Annotated in this window: 13 protein-coding genes and 13 tRNA genes; 2 read left to right on the top strand and 24 right to left on the bottom strand. The window is 46.0% G+C overall.

Going from position 1 to position 21,297, the window contains the following annotated elements:
* Positions 1-510: 510 nt before the first annotated feature.
* The 9 genes from ACLGGO_RS00440 to ACLGGO_RS00400 form a co-directional block, all read right to left on the bottom strand.
* A complete protein-coding gene (locus tag ACLGGO_RS00440) occupies positions 511-3,093 on the bottom strand; it encodes a M1 family aminopeptidase (protein ID WP_446417863.1) in 2,583 nt (860 codons plus the stop codon).
* A gap of 290 nt (positions 3,094-3,383) precedes the next feature.
* Entirely contained in the window at positions 3,384-3,734 is a 351-nt protein-coding gene (locus tag ACLGGO_RS00435; RefSeq protein ID WP_446339522.1) for a HepT-like ribonuclease domain-containing protein, read from the bottom strand.
* Positions 3,731-4,024 (bottom strand): nucleotidyltransferase family protein, encoded by a 294-nt coding sequence (locus tag ACLGGO_RS00430; RefSeq protein WP_446339523.1) that lies wholly within the window; start codon positions 4,022-4,024, stop codon positions 3,731-3,733. The genes ACLGGO_RS00435 and ACLGGO_RS00430 overlap by 4 nt, the downstream gene beginning before the upstream one ends.
* Before the next feature lie 438 nt (positions 4,025-4,462).
* Positions 4,463-6,544, bottom strand: a complete 2,082-nt coding sequence (locus ACLGGO_RS00425; protein ID WP_446417862.1) for an S-layer homology domain-containing protein — start codon at positions 6,542-6,544, stop codon at positions 4,463-4,465.
* Between the two features lie 441 nt (positions 6,545-6,985).
* Positions 6,986-7,366, bottom strand: coding sequence for a type II toxin-antitoxin system VapC family toxin (locus tag ACLGGO_RS00420; protein ID WP_446339525.1), 381 nt, complete (start codon positions 7,364-7,366; stop codon positions 6,986-6,988).
* The gene (locus tag ACLGGO_RS00415; protein WP_446417861.1) at positions 7,363-7,581 is read right to left on the bottom strand and encodes a hypothetical protein; all 219 of its coding nucleotides are present in this window, start codon (positions 7,579-7,581) and stop codon (positions 7,363-7,365) included. The genes ACLGGO_RS00420 and ACLGGO_RS00415 overlap by 4 nt, the downstream gene beginning before the upstream one ends.
* A 165-nt stretch (positions 7,582-7,746) precedes the next feature.
* Positions 7,747-7,813, bottom strand: a tRNA-His gene (locus ACLGGO_RS00410).
* A 13-nt stretch (positions 7,814-7,826) separates the two neighbouring features.
* Positions 7,827-7,898 (bottom strand) — tRNA-Ala (locus tag ACLGGO_RS00405).
* A 324-nt stretch (positions 7,899-8,222) separates the two neighbouring features.
* Positions 8,223-8,669: an NADAR family protein gene (locus tag ACLGGO_RS00400; protein WP_446417860.1), complete on the bottom strand. Its 447-nt coding sequence runs from the start codon at positions 8,667-8,669 to the stop codon at positions 8,223-8,225.
* Between the two features lie 202 nt (positions 8,670-8,871).
* Between ACLGGO_RS00400 and ACLGGO_RS00395 the strand changes: the two genes are divergently transcribed.
* On the top strand, positions 8,872-12,888 hold the full coding sequence (locus ACLGGO_RS00395) for a DUF2157 domain-containing protein (protein ID WP_446417859.1): 4,017 nt from the start codon (positions 8,872-8,874) through the stop codon (positions 12,886-12,888).
* A 438-nt stretch (positions 12,889-13,326) separates the two neighbouring features.
* Here ACLGGO_RS00395 and ACLGGO_RS00390 read toward each other — a convergent pair whose 3' ends face one another.
* Both ACLGGO_RS00390 and ACLGGO_RS00385 read right to left on the bottom strand, forming a co-directional pair.
* Entirely contained in the window at positions 13,327-13,956 is a 630-nt protein-coding gene (locus tag ACLGGO_RS00390; protein ID WP_446417858.1) for a hypothetical protein, read from the bottom strand.
* Positions 13,957-14,047: 91 nt separating this feature from the next.
* A tRNA-Thr gene (locus tag ACLGGO_RS00385) sits at positions 14,048-14,119 on the bottom strand.
* Between the two features lie 102 nt (positions 14,120-14,221).
* On the opposite strand from ACLGGO_RS00385, the gene ACLGGO_RS00380 reads away from it, so the two are divergent.
* Positions 14,222-14,827, top strand: coding sequence for a macro domain-containing protein (locus ACLGGO_RS00380; RefSeq protein WP_446339530.1), 606 nt, complete (start codon positions 14,222-14,224; stop codon positions 14,825-14,827).
* A gap of 123 nt (positions 14,828-14,950) precedes the next feature.
* On the opposite strand, the gene ACLGGO_RS00375 is transcribed toward ACLGGO_RS00380, so the two are convergent.
* The 13 genes from ACLGGO_RS00375 to ACLGGO_RS00315 all read right to left on the bottom strand — a co-directional run bounded on the left by ACLGGO_RS00375 (position 14,951) and on the right by ACLGGO_RS00315 (position 21,266).
* Positions 14,951-15,024, bottom strand: a tRNA-Gln gene (locus ACLGGO_RS00375).
* Between the two features lie 5 nt (positions 15,025-15,029).
* Positions 15,030-15,104: transfer RNA gene (locus ACLGGO_RS00370), tRNA-Asn, on the bottom strand.
* Positions 15,105-15,111: 7 nt separating this feature from the next.
* Positions 15,112-15,185, bottom strand: a tRNA-Phe gene (locus ACLGGO_RS00365).
* Between the two features lie 11 nt (positions 15,186-15,196).
* Positions 15,197-15,270 (bottom strand) — tRNA-Trp (locus tag ACLGGO_RS00360).
* Between the two features lie 31 nt (positions 15,271-15,301).
* A tRNA-Tyr gene (locus tag ACLGGO_RS00355) sits at positions 15,302-15,384 on the bottom strand.
* Positions 15,385-15,425: 41 nt separating this feature from the next.
* Positions 15,426-15,532 (bottom strand) — tRNA-OTHER (locus tag ACLGGO_RS00350).
* A gap of 3 nt (positions 15,533-15,535) precedes the next feature.
* Positions 15,536-15,607, bottom strand: a tRNA-Glu gene (locus ACLGGO_RS00345).
* An 18-nt stretch (positions 15,608-15,625) separates the two neighbouring features.
* Positions 15,626-15,698, bottom strand: a tRNA-Lys gene (locus ACLGGO_RS00340).
* A 95-nt stretch (positions 15,699-15,793) separates the two neighbouring features.
* Positions 15,794-15,866, bottom strand: a tRNA-Glu gene (locus ACLGGO_RS00335).
* Positions 15,867-15,872: 6 nt separating this feature from the next.
* A tRNA-Asp gene (locus ACLGGO_RS00330) sits at positions 15,873-15,946 on the bottom strand.
* A 292-nt stretch (positions 15,947-16,238) separates the two neighbouring features.
* The gene (locus ACLGGO_RS00325; protein ID WP_446417857.1) at positions 16,239-17,153 is read right to left on the bottom strand and encodes a hypothetical protein; all 915 of its coding nucleotides are present in this window, start codon (positions 17,151-17,153) and stop codon (positions 16,239-16,241) included.
* A complete protein-coding gene (locus ACLGGO_RS00320; RefSeq protein ID WP_446417856.1) occupies positions 17,150-19,039 on the bottom strand; it encodes a S8 family peptidase in 1,890 nt (629 codons plus the stop codon). Before ACLGGO_RS00320 ends, ACLGGO_RS00325 begins: the two co-directional genes overlap by 4 nt.
* A 475-nt stretch (positions 19,040-19,514) precedes the next feature.
* On the bottom strand, positions 19,515-21,266 hold the full coding sequence (locus ACLGGO_RS00315; protein ID WP_446417855.1) for an iron uptake porin: 1,752 nt from the start codon (positions 21,264-21,266) through the stop codon (positions 19,515-19,517).
* Positions 21,267-21,297 lie beyond the last annotated feature (31 nt).

The raw sequence follows: 21,297 nt of genomic DNA, 5'->3' as shown, positions 1-21,297 counted from the left end.
CTGAAGGGGATGTTCAGTGTTCAATAAACCAACGCGATCGCACCCCACCCCAAACGCCACAATAACCCCTCTGCGCCCCTCTGCGCTACCCTCTGCGTCCTCTGCGTTACCCTATAAACATTACCGAATTCACCCCTAACTCTCAAACTAGGAAAATAATTTCTATTTCAGTGTTGACAAATGCCATGGTTTTGTGGGATGCTTACTTCATAATGGGAAAATGTGCCAGCCTATAGGGTCAATTTAATCCCGATTCAACACAACTATTCGGTGAAATCACGGGTGTAAGCCTATCCAATCAGTAATACAGCAAATTGTCCTAACCTTGAACAACGCCTCTCAATCAGTTAAAGCATCAGAACCGGACAAAAATGTAGATGCGATCGCGCCAAGGTGAACCTATCCCAGTTATCGTCTCCTGAAGGAGATTTTCAGTGTTCAATTATCCCGATGCAACGAAAAGATGAGAGGGCGCACGTCTATGCGCCCCTACCGTTGACCAATGACAAATTAAGACGATTTCGCTTCTAGGCTTTCTAGGCGGCTTTTAAGTTCCTGATTCTCTTGCTTAATCTGGTCAAGTTCTTCGCGTAGCTGTTTAATCGCTTTGTCTGAACCCACCTGCTTCTGCACCTTTTGAATCGCCTCTTCCGCCCGCCGACGTACACGCCCATCCGGTGTTTGATCACACAGCGATCGCAAAACCCCAATCGCTTTAACAGTCTCCATTTGAGCTAATGCGGAAACCACCGCCACTTGAGTCAGGAAGAACGACTCCCCAGATAACTCCTCTAACGCCTCCAATATTTCCTCTAGCTTATTCGGGGTTTGACCCGTGGAAATCGTACCTAACGCGCGAATTGACGCCAGTCGCAAGGGTTGAGGAACACCCAGCTTAGTGTACTCCATAATTACATCTAACGCCTGGGGTGAAGACTTCATCTGACTCAATCCCGCGATCGCACCCGATCGCACGACTTCATTCCAACCCGCACGTTGATTAAGGATCGTGCTTAAAAGTTGCAGCACTTCATCGGACTTTTCTTTCATACTCCCTGACGCCAGTTTACCCAGCACCTTCGCCGCAGACGCTTCCACATAATAACTAGCATCCCCCACCTCTAGTAGATGCTTTAATGCTTCATAGCTTTCTACTGTTTTCACCTTATTCAAGGCTTCAACCACCGAGCGCCGCACCCGCGCATCTTTATCCTGCAATCCAGCGACTAAAGCAACAGAGGCTTGATCCAGTTTGACCTTTGCCAATTGTTTAGCGACTTCGACTCGTACACCCCAGAACGGATCATCAGTCATGGCTTGGGCTAACGCCTGAACCACTTCTAACCCCCCCTTCTTAACTAACGCTTGAGCGGCGTAAATCCGGGAAACGGGGTCAGGGTCATGCTTTAGCTGGGCTTTCAGTTCGGCTAACGGATACTCCAGTGTCACCGTTTTCAAGTAATTGTTCCCTGCATCAAAACTAATAAACTGGGGCTTTTTCTCCAAGGGGAAATAGAAACTCTGTTCCCGTTCATGGATGCGAACCTTAAATGTTTTCAGTGGGGAATCAGCGTCTTTGTAGCCAAAAGCGATGGGAATTTTTAGGTCAAATAGCTCATTTTTACTACCATTTTGACTCTCTTTTGCATGGCTTTGGCTAACTGTCACTTTCGCCAACTGGCTGTCGGCGTCCCAGGTGTAGCTAACTTTATAGTCGGGATGACCACCTCGGAAGACATATTGATCGAACAAAAAGAGGAGATTTCGACCCGTGGCTTTTTCAATTGCCCGTAATAGGTCAACGGTTTCTACTGTATTATGGGCATTATCTTGCACAAAGGTTTGAATCGTCTTCCAGAATAACTCATCCCCCAATTCCGCCCGAATCATGTGATAAACACAAGCCCCTTTTTCATAAAGGTGGCGGTCATACAATTCAATCGCTTCTCGGTAGATATGGGTAACAATGGGGCGGCGATAGCGGGAGGTGTCTTCGTGTATGTAGCTGCGGGCTTCATTAAGTAGGTAATACGCCCCATCATCTTTACCATACTCCTGCTGGGTCCACAAAACTTCGGTATAGGACGCCATTCCTTCCTTAATCCAAGCATGGGACCAATGCTTGATCACCACCAAGTCACCAAACCATTGATGTGCCAATTCGTGGGCGACTAAGCTTTCGGTACGCATCCCATCAAGCGCCGCCCGTTCATCGAGTAAGCAGCGATCGGTAAGTAGGGTGGTGGAGGTGTTTTCCATCCCACCAAAGATAAAGTCATCAACACAGACTTGGGCGTATTTAGGATAAGGATAGGGATAGCCAAAGACATGACTAAAGAATTCTATCATCTGGGGCGTTTTCCCCATACTGCGACGCCCATCCTCTTCGCGCCCTTTTTCTACATAATAGGTAACAGGTTTTCCTTGCCATTGATCACGAATTTCGGCAAAGTCCCCTACCGCCAGGGTCATCAAATAGGTAGGATGAACATGGTTCTGTAACCAGTGATAGGTTGTGCGATCGCCCTCTTGTTGAGTTCCGATCAGTTCCCCGTTGGATATCGCCATCAAGGGTTTAGGAACCGTGACGCGCAGTTCAGAACTGGCTAATTGACCGGGATAATCGAAACAGGGGAACCAGAAGCGAGAGTCTTCATCTTCTCCCTGTGTCCACACCTGGGTGGGTTTGTTGGGGTAATCTTGGCTGGGAGTAATGAAATAGATACCCCGTTGCGGCTTCTCCACATGATACGCGATCGCGATTTTTACCTCTTTCCCCGCCTCAGTCGGGTTGTGAAGTTGGATCTGTAGTTGTTCCCCGTCACAGTCAAAGGGTTGGGATTCACCATCAATCTGCACCGATTCAATCGTCAGGTTCACCGCATCCAGGACAAACTGATGGATATCATTCCGCACTGGCGTTAAAGTAATAGTGCAAGTCCCTTCTAAGCGCTGCTTGGGGATATCCAAGACCAAATCCAGGAAAATATGATTAACTTGTCCCGGGCGATCGGGGTTGTAGTGGGGTCTAGCACCCGGTAATTCAAAGGACTTGTGACCGTTTTGATCCGAATCAAAATAAGACTGTGCCATGTGTGAATTTGTCAAACGTTAACAGAACAACTACAGGTATCTCTTCCTTCCAGGTTAGCTTGTCTCCCCGACTCCCAGTCAATGCGAATCCAGCTTTTTGACTTAGAAGTCTCTTAACCTTAAACAATCACTACGCCAAAAAATATTTTGTGTAGGGTGGGTTAGGCGGGTTTCTCATCAGGACAATAACCATTGAATAAATTCTCCGCCGTAACCCACCAATATTAATGCTGAAGCGAATATCATTTAACCTACCTTGTTGGTTTTAAAAATACGTCTATTTTCCATTACTATGAATTTTTAATTTTCCTCAAAACCTCGGAAATCATCATTTTTAACTGAGGAACATCTTCCTGAACCGCTTGCCAGATGATTTCCACATTTGCATTAAAATAATCATGAATCAGTTTATCCCGCATTCCGGCAATATCTCTCCAAGGAATATCAGGATATTGATTTCTCACTGAATCAGGTACTCGCTTCACAGCTTCACCAATAATTTCCATAGCTCTTGAAACTGCAAAAACCTTCTCTAAATTTTGTGAGAAAGCTTCAAAATCAATACCTGCGGTAAACTGTTCAATAGCAGCAACAGCATCCAAAATATCCTGTAAATAGTCCTCCACTTGCCGTTTGGTCACAGGTAAACAACCTCCGCCAAAACCCGCTCTCCAATTCGAGGCTTCAAGCCTCCCTTATGCACCAGATCAACCTTAACTCCTAGGTTATCAGTAAGATAATTCTCCAAATTGACAAACTTTAACAAGCTGGGTGTCTGGGAAAACTCCACTAACACATCAACATCGCTCGTTTCAGTCTGCTCTTTTCTCACGTAGGAACCAAAAATACCGAGTTCCCTAACCTGATAACGTTCCTGCAACACTGACTTATTTTGCACAAGCCATTGCTTGATTTCCTCTAAAGTTTTCATCACCCCAATCTCACGTTGAATAAGTACGGTGTTAATCTAGCTTACACCAATCCGGATGGAAACTTGAATAGTGGGTGTTTTAGGCGCACGTCTTTTTACCCTATAGTTTCTGGATGTTAGGCTAATCTATCCGATTGGCTGTACTACGGCACTATTGTGAATTATATTTGCGGAGAATTTCATCAACAAAATAACTGTTTCACGAAAAACACGACACCAGTTAACCCACGCCAAGCATAAAAAAAGCGGTGAAGCCAGAAGGTAACATCGCCTCACCGCAAAATTAATTAAAGTTTTAGTTGGAATTTGCTAGTCCTAATGAATATACTCCACCTAACCTGGATCAGGGAAGAGAAAACCTGCCCAGAGTTCAAGCAATAGGGCTTGAGTTTTTGGTTCCTTGGGTTCAAACCCAAAGCAGGTTAATACTTTCCCCCTTTACGCAGAAACAATGTAATCCGAGTCAATCACACTCACCTGATTCGCATCCACTAAGGCTTGATAAACCATAGCAGCCACCTCACCACGGGTAGCCGCTTTTGTCGGATTTAGTTTTTTGATATCAGGGTGATTCACCACAATTTGTTTCTTCGTTGCAGTGGCTACTTCCTCCTTACCATAGTCAGGAATATCATCGCTATCCTCGTAAACATTTAAGGCATTATCATCAGATTCTGATAATTCTAATCCATTCACCAAAGACACCAAAACCTGAACCCGTTCTACATTATCTCCCTGGCGGAACATATCACCGGGATAACCAGACAGAAATTCGCCGCGATAGGCTTTTTGAATCACATCCTTTGCCCAAGACTTGTCACTAACATCCAGAAATTTCTTGGCTTCCCGTTTAGGTTCAGGGTCAAAGGCTTTAACCAATAACGCCGCATATTGAGCGCGGGTCATTTTTTCATTGGGTTTAAATGTACCATCACCAAAACCGCTAATTAACCCTTTCTTGAGTAATCCTTCAATAAAGGGTTTTGCCCAATGGTTTTGAATATCAGGGAAGGTTTTACTGGCGCTAACAATATAGTCTGAGTTAACTTCACTCACCTGATTCGCATCAACCAGCGCCTGATACACCATCGCCGCCACCTCAGCACGGGTAGCATCTTTTGTCGGGTTAAGTTGTTTCGTATCCGGATAACTCACCACAATTTCTTTCTTGGTTGCCGTGTTGACTTCATCTTTGGCATAATCTGGAATAGCCGCGCGATCGCTATAGGTACTAAACACCGTCCCATCGCTTGCCGATAACTCCAATCCATTAACCAAAGAAACAATCACTTGCACCCGTTGCACATTATCATTGGGTTTAAAGGTATTTTTTGGAAAACCAGACAGGAATTCGCCGCGATAAGCCTGTTGTATCACATCCTTTGCCCATAAATCAGCGGCAACATCTGTGAAATTTATCGCATTCCGTTTAGCCGAGGGATTAAAGGCTTTCACTAATAGTGCCGCATATTGAGCGCGGGTCATTTTTTCATCGGGCTTAAATGTGCCATCTTTAAAGCCGCTAATTAATCCTTTGTCAAGTAATCCTTGAATAAAGGGTTTTGCCCAGTGGTTTTGAATATCGGAGAAGCTATCCGGTGGTGAATCTCCATTACCACCATCTCCACCGCTATCACCGTTATCACCGACGATGCTGCCCTCAATTTTAACTGAACCACTAACTTGATTACTCGTCAACTGATTTCCCCAAGAAACCAGGGTATTCTTGCTGGAGTTGAGAATGGCGAATTTGCCGTTGTTGCGAAAAATATTATTACCTGGAGCTTCTTTGCTACCTAAGTCGGGTTCGGCATTGCCTGTCACGGCTATACCGTATTCTTCATTATCTTCAATCCGGTTATTTCGCAGGATAGGTTTAGCATCTACAGAAACTCCCACTCCGAAACGGTTTTCAGAAATAAGATTATCTACAACTCGCGGCGTCGCATTGCCATCAATGCTAATACCGTACCCTGCTTTTTTGCAACTATTATTTTTAATTTCACCTTGAGCATTTTTGGTAAAGGAGATGCCATTACCACCATTATCAATGAAGTTATTATTGACAACGTTAGGTTTGGCTGTTCCTGTGGCTAAAACCCCTTCGCGATTACATTGAGTAAAGGTACAGTTGGTTATAGTCGGATCAGTCGATTCAATCCAAATCCCTGTGCCTCGCGTGGCTTTATTCGTCACCGTGACACCACGCACTTCGGTTGTATTTGCGAGTAAAAGGGTTATATTTTGTTGAGCCAGCGTGGGACTAATATACTCACCACTTCCTTCAATTACAATACCACTGCCTTTATTCCCTTCATTGCCTACAAGTTTGACCCCGGATGGGACTTGCAGTGGGAAAATCTCGCCGCTAGTCCCATTATAGGTTCCCGCCGCCAGTTGGATAGTTGTATCGGCTTGGGCTTGTTGCAGGGCTTTGGACAGGGTTTTCCAGGGAGCAGATTGGTCACCCGCCGCGCTATCGTTTCCGGTAGCGGGATTAACGTAAAGAGTTTGAGCCATAATGTAATCTTTCTATCGAAACAATAATGAGAGTATTGACTTGAGATAAGGGTGAATGTTTCCCAGCCTAGGCTCAACTCAGGGCAAAAATCATCCTTCATTTGGGTGAAATCTAGCTACTCACGGTTCCCTAGCCTCAGATTTTACACTGTTCAGAGCAAATGTACTAACAGGATTACGCCATGGTGCAACACACATAATGCATTATGTGTAGGGGCGCACGCCCCGTGCGCCCTAGGCTGTAGTCGATGCAATCGAGAGTTGCGATAAATTGCATGGGTTTTAGTTAGTTTTGAATATACGCGATCGCGTATTGCCGGATTTATAAACCTACTCCAATTGTCTGTTTTTTGCCTGTCGCTTGTGTCGGCTAATTTATTGAAAACAATAAAAGCAGCCTTCTCGAATAAGTAACCCAGAAAAGCCCAGATGGTGTTCGACTTACACCAATTTTACATTGTACAGTTTGAAGCGATGATCGTTGGTGATAATAATGTAATCTTCGGCTTTCGCCTGAGCGATAATTAGGCGATCAAAAGGATCTTGATGATGAAAGGGCAAATGCTGCAATATTTCGTAATGACTAAACTTAGCGTCTAAAATTTGAAACTGATTATTTATTAGAAAAATTTCTAACTCAGACAATGAAATCGACAAAGACAACTTGCTGATACTAATCTTAATGGTCATTTCCCATAAACTCGCTTGACTGACATAGATAGAATTAGCAGGATTAGCAATTAATTTTTGTGCCTGTGTAGAAAGATTAGTGTTCCCTTCAATAAACCAAATTAGTATATGAGTATCAATTAAATAGTTCATGATAGCATATAGTCTTCAAAACCCGGAGGTATTGCATCAAAATCATCTGCCACATAACTAAAAATACCTTTACCACAACCAAATTGCCGAGGCTTAGTCGGGGCTATATTTTTCACTGAGTTTTCTTTTATCTTCTGAATTTTATTTAAGAGTTGAACATCTTGCAATAACAAAATCCACTGAATCAGTTCTAGTTTAAGAGATTCTATCTTCATGGCTTTTACAGATATAAGTTTTTTGACTTAAATTACGCGCTATTAAGATGAGGAACTAGCCCATCTAAATTTATTTATAATGCGAGGGTTTTGAAAGGGAAGCAGTATAATTATTATAATATCAATTAGCTAGTCAATAGTCAAACTGCGCCACACCTGAACAAATGGGAATGACGGGACTTGAACCCGCTATTGACTTGTTCCACAAACAAGCGCCGCGACCGCTTTGGCTTCAGACACCATCATGGATCTGGCGGGGGTCGAACCCGCAACCTCCTGTGTGCAAAACAGGCGTTCTCCCATTAGAACTACAGACCGTTACATAAGACTTACCCAAAGTTGCCCAAAGCGTGGACATCCTTGACGCTTACTTCCTGCTTCATCCTGGTGGTGACGGCACTCAACCAGTCCACAGGCTAACACCACCTAACTGGCGGCTATCTCTCTCACCTATCTAGCTGTGGTTTTTAGCTGGATAGGTGTACCAATAAAGTATACACATAATTGGGGGAGCGGGGGAGCATTTTTTCCGTTTTGTCTATTACCTAAGATACGTCTCAGTTGGATTGTTCTTGGCTCCCCAAGTTGGTGAACGACTACAATTGATATCCTTGGAAATTCAACCTGAATCTTTAGTCAAATTATCCTTGACGCAATATCTCTCTCACTTCCCCTAAAATCTGTCCCAATCTATTTTGTCCACTGCTATCTTTACCGCACCCCCAGTAGTAATCTATGGGAGAATTCTCGACAATTAAGTCATCTCCTGTCGCCAAAAGTATCTCGCGGATATCGGCATTTGCTTTAAACTTTTGCAATACTCCCCGCTTCATGATTTTGTCCTTAACTTGTTCCCAATCGCTACGGAGAGGATGTTCCCGACTTCTGCCCATTTTGGCAGCTTCCTTGGGCGTTTTTACGTCGCGGATTTTGTCGAACCAAGGATGATCCGTATCGACGAATTTCTGTGCCTGGAAGTAATGTTCACTCGTTGCCCACCAATAACCATCTAACTCGAAACCATGGTGAGAGAAGTTGGAAAAGCAACCGTAGGGTTTTTCGCGGGTGCTGTAGAAGTAGACAGGCATAATTTAAATTGGTATTTTTGTACTATTTTAGTCCAATATTTGTAATTTTGCGATCGCCCTCTCGTACTAAGTATGTAAGCTCTTAGAAGTAACGATAAAACGGGAAAATCTGATGCTAGGATGAATTAATCTGTTTGTAGTAAGCGCTTCAGCGCTTCTTCTGGCACGAAGCGTGCCTACTACGAACGAACCCCCGAAAACTATGTCCTCGCCACGTTCTCTGAGAATTGAACTGACTGTTTCTGCCTCCAATCCCAACTTACTCGAAGGTCTAGAAACCTGGTTGCGCTTGGGTTTAATCAGTGATGCCCAAGTTAAGCAATTAAGTCGAATCTCTCTGTCTTGTCGCGTACCTCAACCAGAGATTGCGCCGCTTCCATCTCGTCCTCAAGTTGCGTCTCCCCGGAAGGTGAAAACTCAGGTAGAGGAACCCGTTCCTACGGTGTCACCCTTATCCGGTGTCTGGCAGTCATGGCAAGAGGAACTGAGTGTACGCTGGCTGCTGTTTCTGGGTGTCTTTCTGGTTGTTGTCTCTTCCGGTGTCCTCGCCGCAACTCAATGGCAGAATTTTCCCCCGGCGGGACAGTATGGTGTTTTATGGGCATATACTGTTGTCTTTTGGGGCATTAGCCTTTGGGCGGGAAAGCGTTCTAACTTAAAGTTAACCTCTCAAACCTTGCAACTGATTGCCCTACTTTTAGTCCCGGTTAATTTTTGGGCAATGGATAGCTTTGGGTTATGGCGTCATCCCTGGGAATGGATTGTTGTTGGTGTTGCGGCTTTAAGCCTAACCGGGATTACGGTTATCAATCAATCTATCCAAACCAACTCATTCCGCCTTACCTCCCGCGCCTCTCTAATTTTATGGTTGAGTTATCTGCACTGGGGTTGGAATTGGTCACAGGTTCCATTAGTCGCCGTTTATTTAGGCGTCATCGGAACCGCAATTTTCCTCCCCTCTGCCTTTCCAATCCCTCGCGCTTCCCCATCTGTGCCTAATCATGCCCCTACGGGCAGTTTAGTGGTGATTTATGCCCTAACGGTGTTGTTAGGACGGGCGATTTTCGTGATGAATGTGCCAATTGCCCAACTTGGTTTGGCGATGGGAATCTGTGGTTGGTTGTTGGCGCGACAGGGAAAGCCTCCAGCCGTCTCACCAGAGTCTGTTTCCTCCTTTAGTACAAAACTCTGGGATGGAATTGGCGGCGGGTTATTGCTGATGGGTTGGTTGGTTTCGGTAGGAGAAGCAATTCCTTGGCAAGCTACGGCGGTTAGTGGGTTGGCGATTGGGTTTTTCGCCCAGCGCTTACAGTATTCTCGGCGACGTCGGGATTTAGCTGCCATTTTTATTATTAGTTTGCAAACGCTGTTTTTACTATGGCGATTAATCCCGTTGGCGGTACGAGAAGATGTAATCGCATTCCTCTCTCAACAGTTTGGTTTAGTCGTCGAAGCTTGGTGGGGTGTCGCCCTGTTTCCCTACGTTATTTTCTGGGTGGGCTTGACAGATTGGCTGTATCGTAAGTCGAACCCTAAATTAGCCCGTTTTGGGGAAGGACTCACATTAGGATTGGGTGTGATGTTAACGGTAATCAGTACCCTGAATCCGACGACGCGATCGCTCAATCTATTACTCTCGACTGTAACCCTTGGTATTGTTACCCATCGCCGCCCTCCTCTGCGAATTCCTCTGGTTTATCTCACCCATATCGCCGGATTATTCACCCTCTGTTCGTTTATCGAGGGATGGTTTGGGACTCTCAGCGAACCCCTCTGGGCAAGTTTATTGTTGGCGCTAATGGTAGGAGAATGGAGTCTAAGTATAAGGCAGGAGGCTTTCAGAAGCCAGGAAGGGCAAACCGTAGAAGCAAATCCCCCATCTCCTGTTCCCAAACAAATTTGGTATCGCAGTTGTTGGCACATTGGTTTTGTCCTCGCTGGAATTAGTTATGTTTTATTGGCTGGGGAGGGATTTCCTGATGGGGTTTCCTTTTCCCCGCACCCTTGGGGACTTTTATGGTTACTCACCCCATTAACCTTAACTGGAGTTGCCCGTCTTACTCAGCGATCGCGGCGCATTCAGGCGGCTTCGTGGAGTGCGATCGCGTTATTTCTTGCCCAAGGGCTAACCCTATTCACACCGCACAGTAGACTGATAGGCTTAGGGATTGCTACGGTTTTAATGTTCCTCAATAGCCGCTATTTACGCCAAACTGTAGCCGCCGCGATCGCGATTGGATTTGCCCTCAGCTTTTTGGCTGCATGGCTTTGGCAAGGAATTCCCGGATTATCTCCCTTATCCGTCGCCGATTGGTATTTGGCTGGCGCGATCGCAATTCTCGGATTATGGCTGCTACGGGCTAGCTTAATTCCCCAGTCTGGCAGGTTAGCTACATTGTACGCCCAAGCCTCGGATGGATGGGCAATTGCCCTGTCTGGTACAGAATTAGGATTTCTGACGCTACACATTACCCAGAGTTACATCGAACTGATTCCATCGAGTTGGCAATACTTAACCGCCTCAATTTTAATTGGCGGTGCGATTTGGTTTCGCTGTTGGCGATCATTTACAGAATTTGGTGTTTACGGCATCAGTTGGGCAATTGAATTAGCGATCGCAGATACCATTGTCTTACGAAATGGTTCATCCTTAACCCTAGCCACCGCCAATATTATCCTGGCACTTTTAACGCTATTCCTCACAGATTGGTGGTTTGCCCGTTTAGAGGGGGACACAGGGGAACCCGTAGAGACGCGCCCTGATACGTCTGGAAGCCCGTTTGTAGGGGCGGGTTTTACCGATAACGTTTTGGAGACAACCGTTAATTTAACTAAACCCGCCCTTCTTTGGGAACAGGGAAGAAGTTACCGGGATGCACTGGAAATTTTACCCTTAATTTATGCCCTGATTGGCATTGGTTTACGCTGGACTTATTTCACCCCTTATACCGGGTTACTCACTCTCGGTGCGGCGTTAACCGGGATAGGCGTAGGGCGTCGCCGTCTTTCCTGGAAAGGTATCAGCTATCTTTCCCTAGCGGGTATTTCCATCGCCTGGTATGAATTGGTGATTTACCAGATGCTGCAAGCAGATGGGGGAAATCCGGCGGATGGCTTTACTATTTTAGGAGTTGTGGCGACTGCGATCGCGGTTATTTATCGAGTGTTGGCTTGGTTTTGGCAATCGCGCGATCGTTCCCAATTTCTCAACCTCAGTATCACTGAAATTAAAATCACCGCCCATATTCACTGGGCAATTGCCAGTTTCCTGATGGTGCTAGCGGCTGGAATGTCTGTATTCACAACACCAAACCTGAGAACCGTCGGACTTGCCATCAGTTGGGTACTGGCTATCTATGCGTTATTACAGGGGCGTACCAGAGGACAACAACGCCAGTTTTTTGCCTCATCTGCTAACGTCTGGATATACGCCGGATTAACCCAAGTCGCCGCCACAGGTGTTTATGCGCGTTTGACATGGACACAGTTGAGCATATTTGACCCTTGGAGAGGGGTAATGGCTTGTTTATTCGCGATCGCTCTTTTTCAACTTCCCTGGCGACGCTGGGGATGGAACGATAAACCTTGGCAACATTACGCCATAATATCTCCTCTGCTAACAGTTTGCTTCAATTATCAAACCCTACCTCCAATCAATTTACTAGCAATTGCGGGTTTTTATGCCTGGGTTGCCAACCGCCAGTCTAATTTACGTTGGACGTATTTGAGTCTATTTTTCGTTGATTGGGCAATCTGGCGGGTTTTAGTCGATCAACAGCTCACCGAACCCTTGTGGTATGCTGCCATAATTGGCGGTTCTTGCCTCTACATTGCCCAAATTGATCCAGAATTAAGACTCTCCCGAAAACGACAAACTCGTCATTATCTCCGCTTACTGGGTAGTAGCATCATTTGTTTAGCCGCGTTCTTTTTCCATCAAGGTACTGGACTGATTCCAGGAATAATTAGCCTGGTTGCCATATTTACTGGATTAGGACTGCGAATTAGGGCATTCTTAATGGTTGGAACTGCCACATTTGTGCTAACGGTTTTTTACCAGTTAGTTGTTTTGAGTTTTCAGTATCCATTTTCAAAATGGGTCGTTGGTTTAATCGCTGGCATCATTTTTATTAGCATTGCCGCTAATTTTGAACAGCGACGGGAGCAAATTTTGGGCATTTTCCAAAACTGGGCGAACCAGTGGCGAGAATGGGAATAAGCAGGGGTTTTTCCAGACGTGCCATGGCACGTCTTTTAGCTGGGTCAGTTTGATTATTGATTGTGTAGGGGCGGGTTTCACGATTATCTTTTCGGTTACATCCATAAGTAACTAAACCCGCCCCGACTCAGGCTTCTAGACTACCCGTGAAAAGTGTTAGAATTCCGCTGACACAAAGGAGTGACTAATGAAATGCTGACCACTCAGCCAGGTGGAAACCTCAAGGTTTTATGGAACCTACAACCAACACCCTGGATTTTATCGAGGGTTAACCTTTATGGTTTGAGAGTTGATGGTCTAACCTTTAACGATTGAACGTTAAGCGTTAAGCGTTGAGCTTTAAGCTTTAAAGGTAATAGACGATGGAATCGCTACGCAATTGAGCTATCCACCGCAACCCATAAATTTAGAGATTTTCGAGTGACCAGCAATTCTATCTTAGTCGGGAATCTCAATCATTGTCCGAGCATTGCTAATTGACAGTACCCGGTCAACCGTTGATTTAAACTCTTCAACAAACCCTTGCCGTCTCTCAATGTCTTCTGCCAGATTAGTGGGATCGAGCAGTTCGACACCTTCTCGTTCTAAGAAGCTATCCGCCAGAGATTGATATTTTTCAGAAGCCGCATTTTTACCTAACACCTCCTTAGCTAACTTATCCAGTCGATCTTTCACTCGTGCTTGAGCGGCTTTGTACTCATTCTGAGTGCGAGTATACGCCGACACCATCGTGTGAAAAACTGCCTCATAGTACACGATGAAATTCTTCATCTCGATAGCTTCTGCCACTGTCATTTCTTGACCCGCTACGGAAACCATGGTGGAGGCATTAGACAAAACAACGGCTCGTTTAATTGTCCGTCGTCTGTCAATTAAATCATCGACTCGTTGTAAACCAGCGCGTGCTTTAGAGGCATGTTCCTCTCTCGATTTGTAGCCTGTTGGCACTTTGCCGACTTCCACAACAGCAATTAACGTATTATTATCTAAATTGGCTCGTGCCGAATCAATCCGTTTTTCCAACAGTGTCAACTCTGCCAAAGCATCAGTCACCGTCATCGTAGTCATTTTCACTCCTCCTCTTCTATAAAAAATTACGGATAAGCAGGTGGCAAGATTTGCACAGGCAAAAAGGCTTGACTCAACACCTGTATTCAAAAGCAGATGGCGGGAATCGAACCCACATCGAGGATTTACCACACCCTTGTGTTGCCATTGACACCACATCTGCATGACTAGCTATTTTCATAACTGCCAATAACCACTCCAGTACGTTGACATTCCCCTTAACTTGCCCCTAAAATAGTCTTCTAAGCGGAGGTCAGTTCACAACTTGAAGTTAATACTTGTAGCTCCCAGTTCACAACTGTTTGCAGCTTTTCAACAGTATTTCAGCTATTTACCCAACGTAGAAATCGTTAACGACTATTTCCAGTGGTTGCCCGAATTTGACTGTTTAGTCAGCCCTGCCAATTCATTTGGCATGATGGATGGTGGCATGGATGCAGAAATTGTACAGTTTTTTGGTCGTTCCCTGATGATAAACGTTCAGCAGCACATCCTGGAAGAATTCCTGGGAGAACAGCCTGTTGGTACATCATTTATTGTGGAAACGGGTCATCTAAAACACCCTTTTTTGGCTCATACACCCACCATGCGAGTACCCATGTCTATTGCTGGCACTGATATCCCATACATAGCCATGTGGGCAATGCTTTTGGCGGTTCGACGACACAATCAAAATGCTACCCGAAAAATTGATAGGATTGCCTGTCCTGGATTAGGCACAGGAATAGGGCGAATTCCTTATCACGAAGCAGCTAGACAGATGGCAGTTGCTTATGACAACTTCTTACATCCACCCAAATTTCTCAATTGTATCGTTGCGGCTGAACGACAACTTCAGATTTGGGAAGGTGAACGTTCAAGCTTTGCCTGAGTCGCGAGTAGCAGTGTACTTGGCAAGCAGGTGGCGAGAGTCGAACCCACAATTTCAAGAAATCGGGTTTAAGCCGATCGCGTCTGCCAATTCCGCCACAGGAGCGAGTGTTGGTACTATGAATGGATGCCGGGACAGGAGTTGAACCTGTATCTCAGACTTCAGAGGACTACGACTTTCCATTCGTCCACCCGGCAATAAATGGCTGCCCCAGTAGGACTCGAACCTACAACCCCCGCGTTAACAGCGCGTCGCTCTACCATTGAGCTATAGGGCAATGCCAGTCCCCCAGGTCAGTATTGAACTGACGACCTCTTGCTTTTCAAGCAAGCGCTCTACCCAACTGAGCTACCGGGGGAAATGCTTGATTGGCGCAGGGACTGAGATTTGAACTCAGATCATCGGTTTTGGAGACCGAAATGTTGCCGTTACACTATCCCTACATTCGATTTGAACTTTGAATCCAAAATTCAATGGGTCGGGCAGGATTCGCACCTGCAACGCATAAAAGCGGCTGTTTTACAGACAGTTGCCCACCCTAATAGGCGAGCCGACCCAGAGTGTATGTAGTATGTCTGGCTCGATATACTACATAAAGCGGAGAGGACAGGAGTCGTTCGCGGAGCGTTCTCGAAGAGTAGCTGCAATGGGTTGCCCCATGCTTCCTTAGCACTTAAGTGCTTTCACCAATTCAGCCACCTCTCCAGATAGCCCCAAGGAGACTTGAACTCCTCTTTCTGCCTTGAGGGGGCAGCGTCCTAACCACTAGACGATGAGGCTGGATCACAAGATATTGAGTGGGAGCAGCAGGAATCGAACCCGCAACCAGACGGTTAAAAGCCGCCTGCTCTGCCAGTTGAGCTATACTCCCCTTACTCAAATAATCCGCTTCTTTTGAAGGTCAAGGTAGGAGCTGTCAGTATTCCCTTCAACCCCTCAATTACTTGACCTGATTCATCAATGTCATAGCCCCAACGGGATTTGAACCCGTGTCTTCTGAGCGAAAATCAGAGATCCTTGTCCACTAGACAATGGAGCCAGATAGCGGGAGCGACGAGACTTGAAAAGAGCAACCTCAGACTCGACAGGTCTTTGCTCTAGCCATTGAGCTACGCCCCCACATTGATGAAAAAAATGTGTTACATATTCAGTTTTCAAGGTTCGGCTTGAGCGTTTGGAGTCAAGCTGTTTTGCTCTCTCCCCTTCGCTCTTAAATACATACTACAAATATACTACAAGTCTGTCAAGGGTTTGGGCAAAAAATTTTTTGGACTTGGCTCAAAACCTTATAGAGAGGAAGATTCAAGCGCGATCGCACGGGTGTCCGACTATTTAGGTCGAATGGCACACTCAGATGAGGCTGGTGGGCGGTGCCCACCCTACGGTAAAGGGAATTTTTCTGGGTTATCCGTCAATTGGGTAGAGGTTGTACGGGACAATCCTTTGAGCAGTACACTTCGACAAAACGAATCGTGGCTGTATCCTTATACTCCTTCGTCTGGTTAAACTCCTTTTGGGGTGAGGGATAGACTCCAGCCAAGCTATCATCATTCGCTGCACCCAGCCGGAAGGCAATGTCTGGAGACGGATGTTGGGAAAACTTGACGTATTCCCGCGACTCGTTAACAGTGTTATAGGTAAGAGTCGCCTCTCCGTAAACGTCTTCTGCTTGCTTCAGGGGGGTTCCAGGTCCCACACCATCAGCCGTTTGATAATTGGGATTATCTGTAACTAACGCCTCAATGATATCGTCGTCACTCATGGGTATTCCCGCCGGATACAAGATGTAGTATTGGGGTTTACCTTCTTGAACGATCGCGATCGCATCAAAATCGACCATAAACGGTGACGTAACCTGAAACTCAGCTTGATCTCCCAGCAATTTTTTCAGTTCACCCAGCGTCATCCCAACTTGCGCCACTCCAATCCCCTTTGCAGATATCCGTTGGGTTTGAGCCGATTGAGTGGATTTAGACGGATCAACTGGGGAACGTTCGCCCGGTGAGGTACGAGGGGATGATGGCTGCGCCGATGGTGCATCTTGAGAAGACACAGATGATGTATCTGTCGGGTTTGGAGAGTTGTTCTCGCAACTGACGAGTAGGCAAAAAATAAACGTGATCAGAGGAATTTGTAGTTGGCGCATGATTGACTTAACCCGTTTTAACTCCAATGGCACACTCCAGTCAGCATTGTGAAATCGCCGCAACCCTTGATATACCGTAGGGTGGGCATTGCCCACCAGCTTTAAGTCAATGCCATTCGTTGTAACTTCACATCTTGCACCATTTTGAGAAAACCTCGCTTTTAGCGATGGGAGTGTCAATCAGGCTTCTTCCCTAATAGTGGAACACCTATTCCCACAGCACCGAATGCAAGCAAGCCTAACACCGAACCGGGTTCAGGAACAACCGCAGCTAGAGCGCGATCGGCTTGAATTAAACCAAAACCACTATCAAAGTCAAAGCCAGGACTTTCCATATCCAGGGCAGTGGTTTCCAATATACGATAAATTTCAGTTGGGCTAGTACCGGGCGCTGCTTGCAAGATTAGAGCCGCCACAGCCGCCGCATGGGGAGCCGCCGCAGACGTACCAAAGAAGTTCGGAAAACCATCACCTTCAGGATCTCTCGGACCTAAGAAAGGAGGTGGGAAAAATGTTGTATTTGTTCCATCAACAGCAATAATCTCTGGCTTTAAGCGAATTTCCGGATTTGCCAAGCGATTACCCGCCCTATCAAACAGAATCGGAGTCGGTCCTGCTGAGGAGAATGGCTGTAATTTAGGTGGAGCAACACCAAATTCGGGTGTGTCTTGATAAAACGCCGCGCCAACTGCCTCTGCTCCCCTAGCATTAGGATGCCCAAACACTGTTCCACTAGCCGTATCATACTCATTCAGCGTACCATTGCCAAACAATATGTACTTCATCAATCCAGGATCTAAACCCTCTACCTTTGATATAGCTAGGTTGAACGTATCGGTTCCTAATGACCCATCATTGAAAAACGAGAAAAATTCAACCGCATCATTGCCCACATTTTGATTGATGCTGCTCGCCAATATATTCGTTCCTGACTCATCAAACAGGAAAATATCCAAATCATTAGGAGAACCCGCACCACCGCTCACCGAAAAGAACGGTGAATCCCACTGAAATGAGATGCCAAATCCGCCGTTTTCAGGAATCGTCAAACTTTGCAAAATATCGATTCCTGCTCCTGGATCAAAATCATGAAATTCACCGCTGACTAAAGGTTCAAACAGATTACTTCCATTAAACGCACTTTCGTAAGACTGTCGAGCATCGTTACCCGCCGCCGAGAAATAGGCAACACCCTGAGCAACGACAGTATCAACGGCTTGAGCGATGATTCCATCCTGGAACATTGGCTCAGTCGGGTAAAAGATGTCATCTACAATAATGTCAGCACCAGCATTGGCGAGTGCCAGAATCCCTTGAGCAAAATCTGTTTCATTAAACGCCGCTGTGTGAAACGCTAAATTAGCACCCGGCGCCACGTCATGAATTAGTTGCATCATGGCACGACCTTCATCAATACCAAAGATATCTTCACCTAAACTCCCGTCATTGGGTAAATCTTTCAGCACATTGATACCCGATGGCAAATCTCCACTCGCCACATCCTCTGCGGCTGTGCCTAAAAAATTAAAGCTATCTGATAATACCCCAATCGTAACCCCTTTTCCATCCACACCAAACCGATTACGCGCTACATCTGCACGTAAGGCGACATTCGCCTGACTGGTTGTTTTGCCAACATTGGTTATGGGTTTATAAGCTGGCTTAGCGAATTTTAAGCTTTCTAACTGTGCCATAGAAGCAAGAGCATCAATCGGCAGCATCCCTGACACAAAGGAACCAAACATCGAAGCATTTTGCAATCCCAATCCTTGTAAATCAGATAAGAGCGAATTGACATCACTCGCGGCAACAGCATCAATAACCACGTTGTTATTGTAGGTCTGCAATAAAGATGAGGTATTCTGCCCATAAAAATTGCCTTTATTAACAGCCATCGGCGCTAAATCAAACATCAGCTTACTCAGGGAACCTTTTTTGATGGCGCTAGTTTCAATAGAGTTTCCTCCACTGTCAAATGTGATTGCCTCTGCTCTATTGGGTAGATAGCTAATCGTCGCCGTGGTCAGAATGGTAACTGATGCAACGATTTGAGCGAGACGTTTCATTTTTTCGTCCTGCCAATAAAATTATTATGTATCTATCCCTAGAATAAATCTATTTAAATTAAATAAGTGAGATATGTCTTTATCTTTATCAATAATTTATTTTTTCAAGTTAATATAAATATTGATGTTTATGAAGATTCCGTAAAGAAAAATGAGTTCTTGGATTGCAGTTTGCTTACCCAAGTGTTATGGGCGCACGTCGATCCTGCGTGTCAACTTAAGCCACAACCCTTGCCAATCCTAATTTTCAGCGAGGGTGTCCCTGCTCCCTATACAAGTCATAGTTCCCTCGGAACACCTCTATAAGGCTCCCCCAGCTCCCCCAGCTTCCCCAGCTCCCCCAGCTCCCCCAGCTTCCCCAGCTCCCCCAGCTCCCCCAGCTCCCCCAGCTCCCCCAGCTTTTGGCGCTTAAGTTGCAATGCACGTCGGTGCGCCCCTACGGTTTGGCTTGCCCTTGAATGGGGCAAGATGTGGGTTAAAAGCTAAAGGTGGTGCGGATAGCCCCGATAACAATGTCCTTATTATCACTATCGTGATCAGGTGCAGTGAGCCAGATGATTCCTGGTGTGATGGCAATGTTATCGGTTAGCTGATACTGATAAAACGCTTCAATGTGGAAAGACGTATCCTCATCCTCGGTATTGATCCCGGCAATATTAACGCTAGAATCCGTAACTTTTGGTTCCATCCCCACCAAAATCGCGGCGACACTTCCTTCTTTGCCTAAATCCGGGAAGGCTAAGCTAACCGCCCAATTCCAAATATCTAAGTCACCGCGATCAATTTGTCCACCTAACGTCGAAAGGGTTGTGGTTTTGGTATAGCCTAGCCAACCGCCAAGGGCGAAGCGATCGCTTAACCGCCATGATAGTTCTACACCGTAGGCATTGCTAGACGTGGGAACGGCATTACCGATCACATCTTCGGTAAAACTGCGAAAATTGGAGCGTCGGCTTCCAGTGTCGGTATCTTGATTGTAGGCGTGAATATAGGTTAATCCAATATTCAGTCTATCGGTTGGCTTAAACAAAATCTGGGCAAGCGCCCCATAGGGACCATTGAATATGCCATTATCCTCACCGGGATCAGCCGCCTCACTCGCTAAATAGCCGACACTGAATTCCAGTGTGTCACCGAAGGCGTGATTAATCCCAATGCCAGCACCATCCAGATAATAGTAGATAGAATGCCTTGTCCCAAAGCGAGAAAGTGCCCCACTACCCCCATCACCATCGAGGAAAGGATTAACCGTACTGGCAAAGTCATCAGACGCACCAGCATTGGCTTCAATGACAACCCGGGTATTTTCACCCAAGGGGAAATCATAGAGTAACGCATCAACGACGACATCACTATCCGTTGCACCGGTAAAGAAGAGATCGCCTTCGGGTGTGAGTGTCTGCTCTGTCAGAGAACCTAAACCTTCAGATTGCAGTCGGGTTCTGAGTACATCTTCCCCCGTGAAACTGGTATTTAATTCCAGGCGGGTGCGATGACCAAAAATGGTTACATTATCGATATCATTTCCATTAGCATCCTCCCCCGCCGCTATACCTGCTAATCCAAAGATGACTTCGCCCGATAGTTTGGTGGTTGTGGAAAACTGATTATCCTCTAAAAACGCGACTCGTCCTTCTAAATTATCTACCCGCGCTCCTAGGGTGGCGAGTTCGGCTTCAAATTCTTGGATTAACCGTTGCAAGGTTTCTAAGTCACTTCCATCAACACCATTATTCCCTGCTATTAAGCGTTCGATTTGCTGCAAACAGGCATTTAACCCGGCGGCAAATTCATAACGAGTCATAGCACGGTTCCCCCGATAGGTGCCATCGGGATATCCCGCAATACAACCATAGCGTTCAACGAGCGATCGCAAGGCTTCATACGCCCAGTCTCCGGGAGATACATCCCGTAACTGAGAGACATTCGTCACTTGCTCTAAAGCGTTCGTCTCGTTGCTGTAATGGTTAATTTGTTCCAGGATTAGTTCGCTGCTATGATCAGGAACTTGGGTGGGGATGGAGCGGATTGACTCATCGGGGTTTTCCCCTAGGGACGTTATTTGAGCTGACGTTTCTTTTTCTGGGCTTGCGGTAATGGCTAAGGATTCTGCTGTCTGAGGTGAATTCACTTCTGTTGCGATCGCACTAACCCCCACGCCGACTATTGCCGCCAAAATTGTCGGGCTAACCACCCCATAGTTCCACAGTAGACTGGATTGTTTCATGTCCTCATACCTATGACGTGATAGTCGGGAA

The sequence above is a fragment of the Coleofasciculus sp. genome (genome assembly GCF_046565525.1).
Taxonomy (GTDB): domain Bacteria; phylum Cyanobacteriota; class Cyanobacteriia; order Cyanobacteriales; family Coleofasciculaceae; genus Coleofasciculus.
This window is presented reverse-complemented; position numbering and strand designations above follow the sequence as displayed.

Bases quoted from the DNA above. Each gene is read 5' to 3' on its own strand.
- ACLGGO_RS00440 (WP_446417863.1), bottom strand. From the start codon at position 3,093: ATGGCACAGTCTTATTTTGATTCGGATCAAAACGGTCACAAGTCCTTT.
- ACLGGO_RS00430 (WP_446339523.1), bottom strand. From the start codon at position 4,024: ATGAAAACTTTAGAGGAAATCAAGCAATGGCTTGTGCAAAATAAGTCA.
- ACLGGO_RS00425 (WP_446417862.1), bottom strand. From the start codon at position 6,544: ATGGCTCAAACTCTTTACGTTAATCCCGCTACCGGAAACGATAGCGCG.
- ACLGGO_RS00420 (WP_446339525.1), bottom strand. From the start codon at position 7,366: ATGAACTATTTAATTGATACTCATATACTAATTTGGTTTATTGAAGGG.
- ACLGGO_RS00415 (WP_446417861.1), bottom strand. From the start codon at position 7,581: ATGAAGATAGAATCTCTTAAACTAGAACTGATTCAGTGGATTTTGTTA.
- ACLGGO_RS00400 (WP_446417860.1), bottom strand. From the start codon at position 8,669: ATGCCTGTCTACTTCTACAGCACCCGCGAAAAACCCTACGGTTGCTTT.
- ACLGGO_RS00395 (WP_446417859.1), top strand. From the start codon at position 8,872: ATGTCCTCGCCACGTTCTCTGAGAATTGAACTGACTGTTTCTGCCTCC.
- ACLGGO_RS00390 (WP_446417858.1), bottom strand. From the start codon at position 13,956: ATGACTACGATGACGGTGACTGATGCTTTGGCAGAGTTGACACTGTTG.
- ACLGGO_RS00320 (WP_446417856.1), bottom strand. From the start codon at position 19,039: ATGAAACGTCTCGCTCAAATCGTTGCATCAGTTACCATTCTGACCACG.
- ACLGGO_RS00315 (WP_446417855.1), bottom strand. From the start codon at position 21,266: ATGAAACAATCCAGTCTACTGTGGAACTATGGGGTGGTTAGCCCGACA.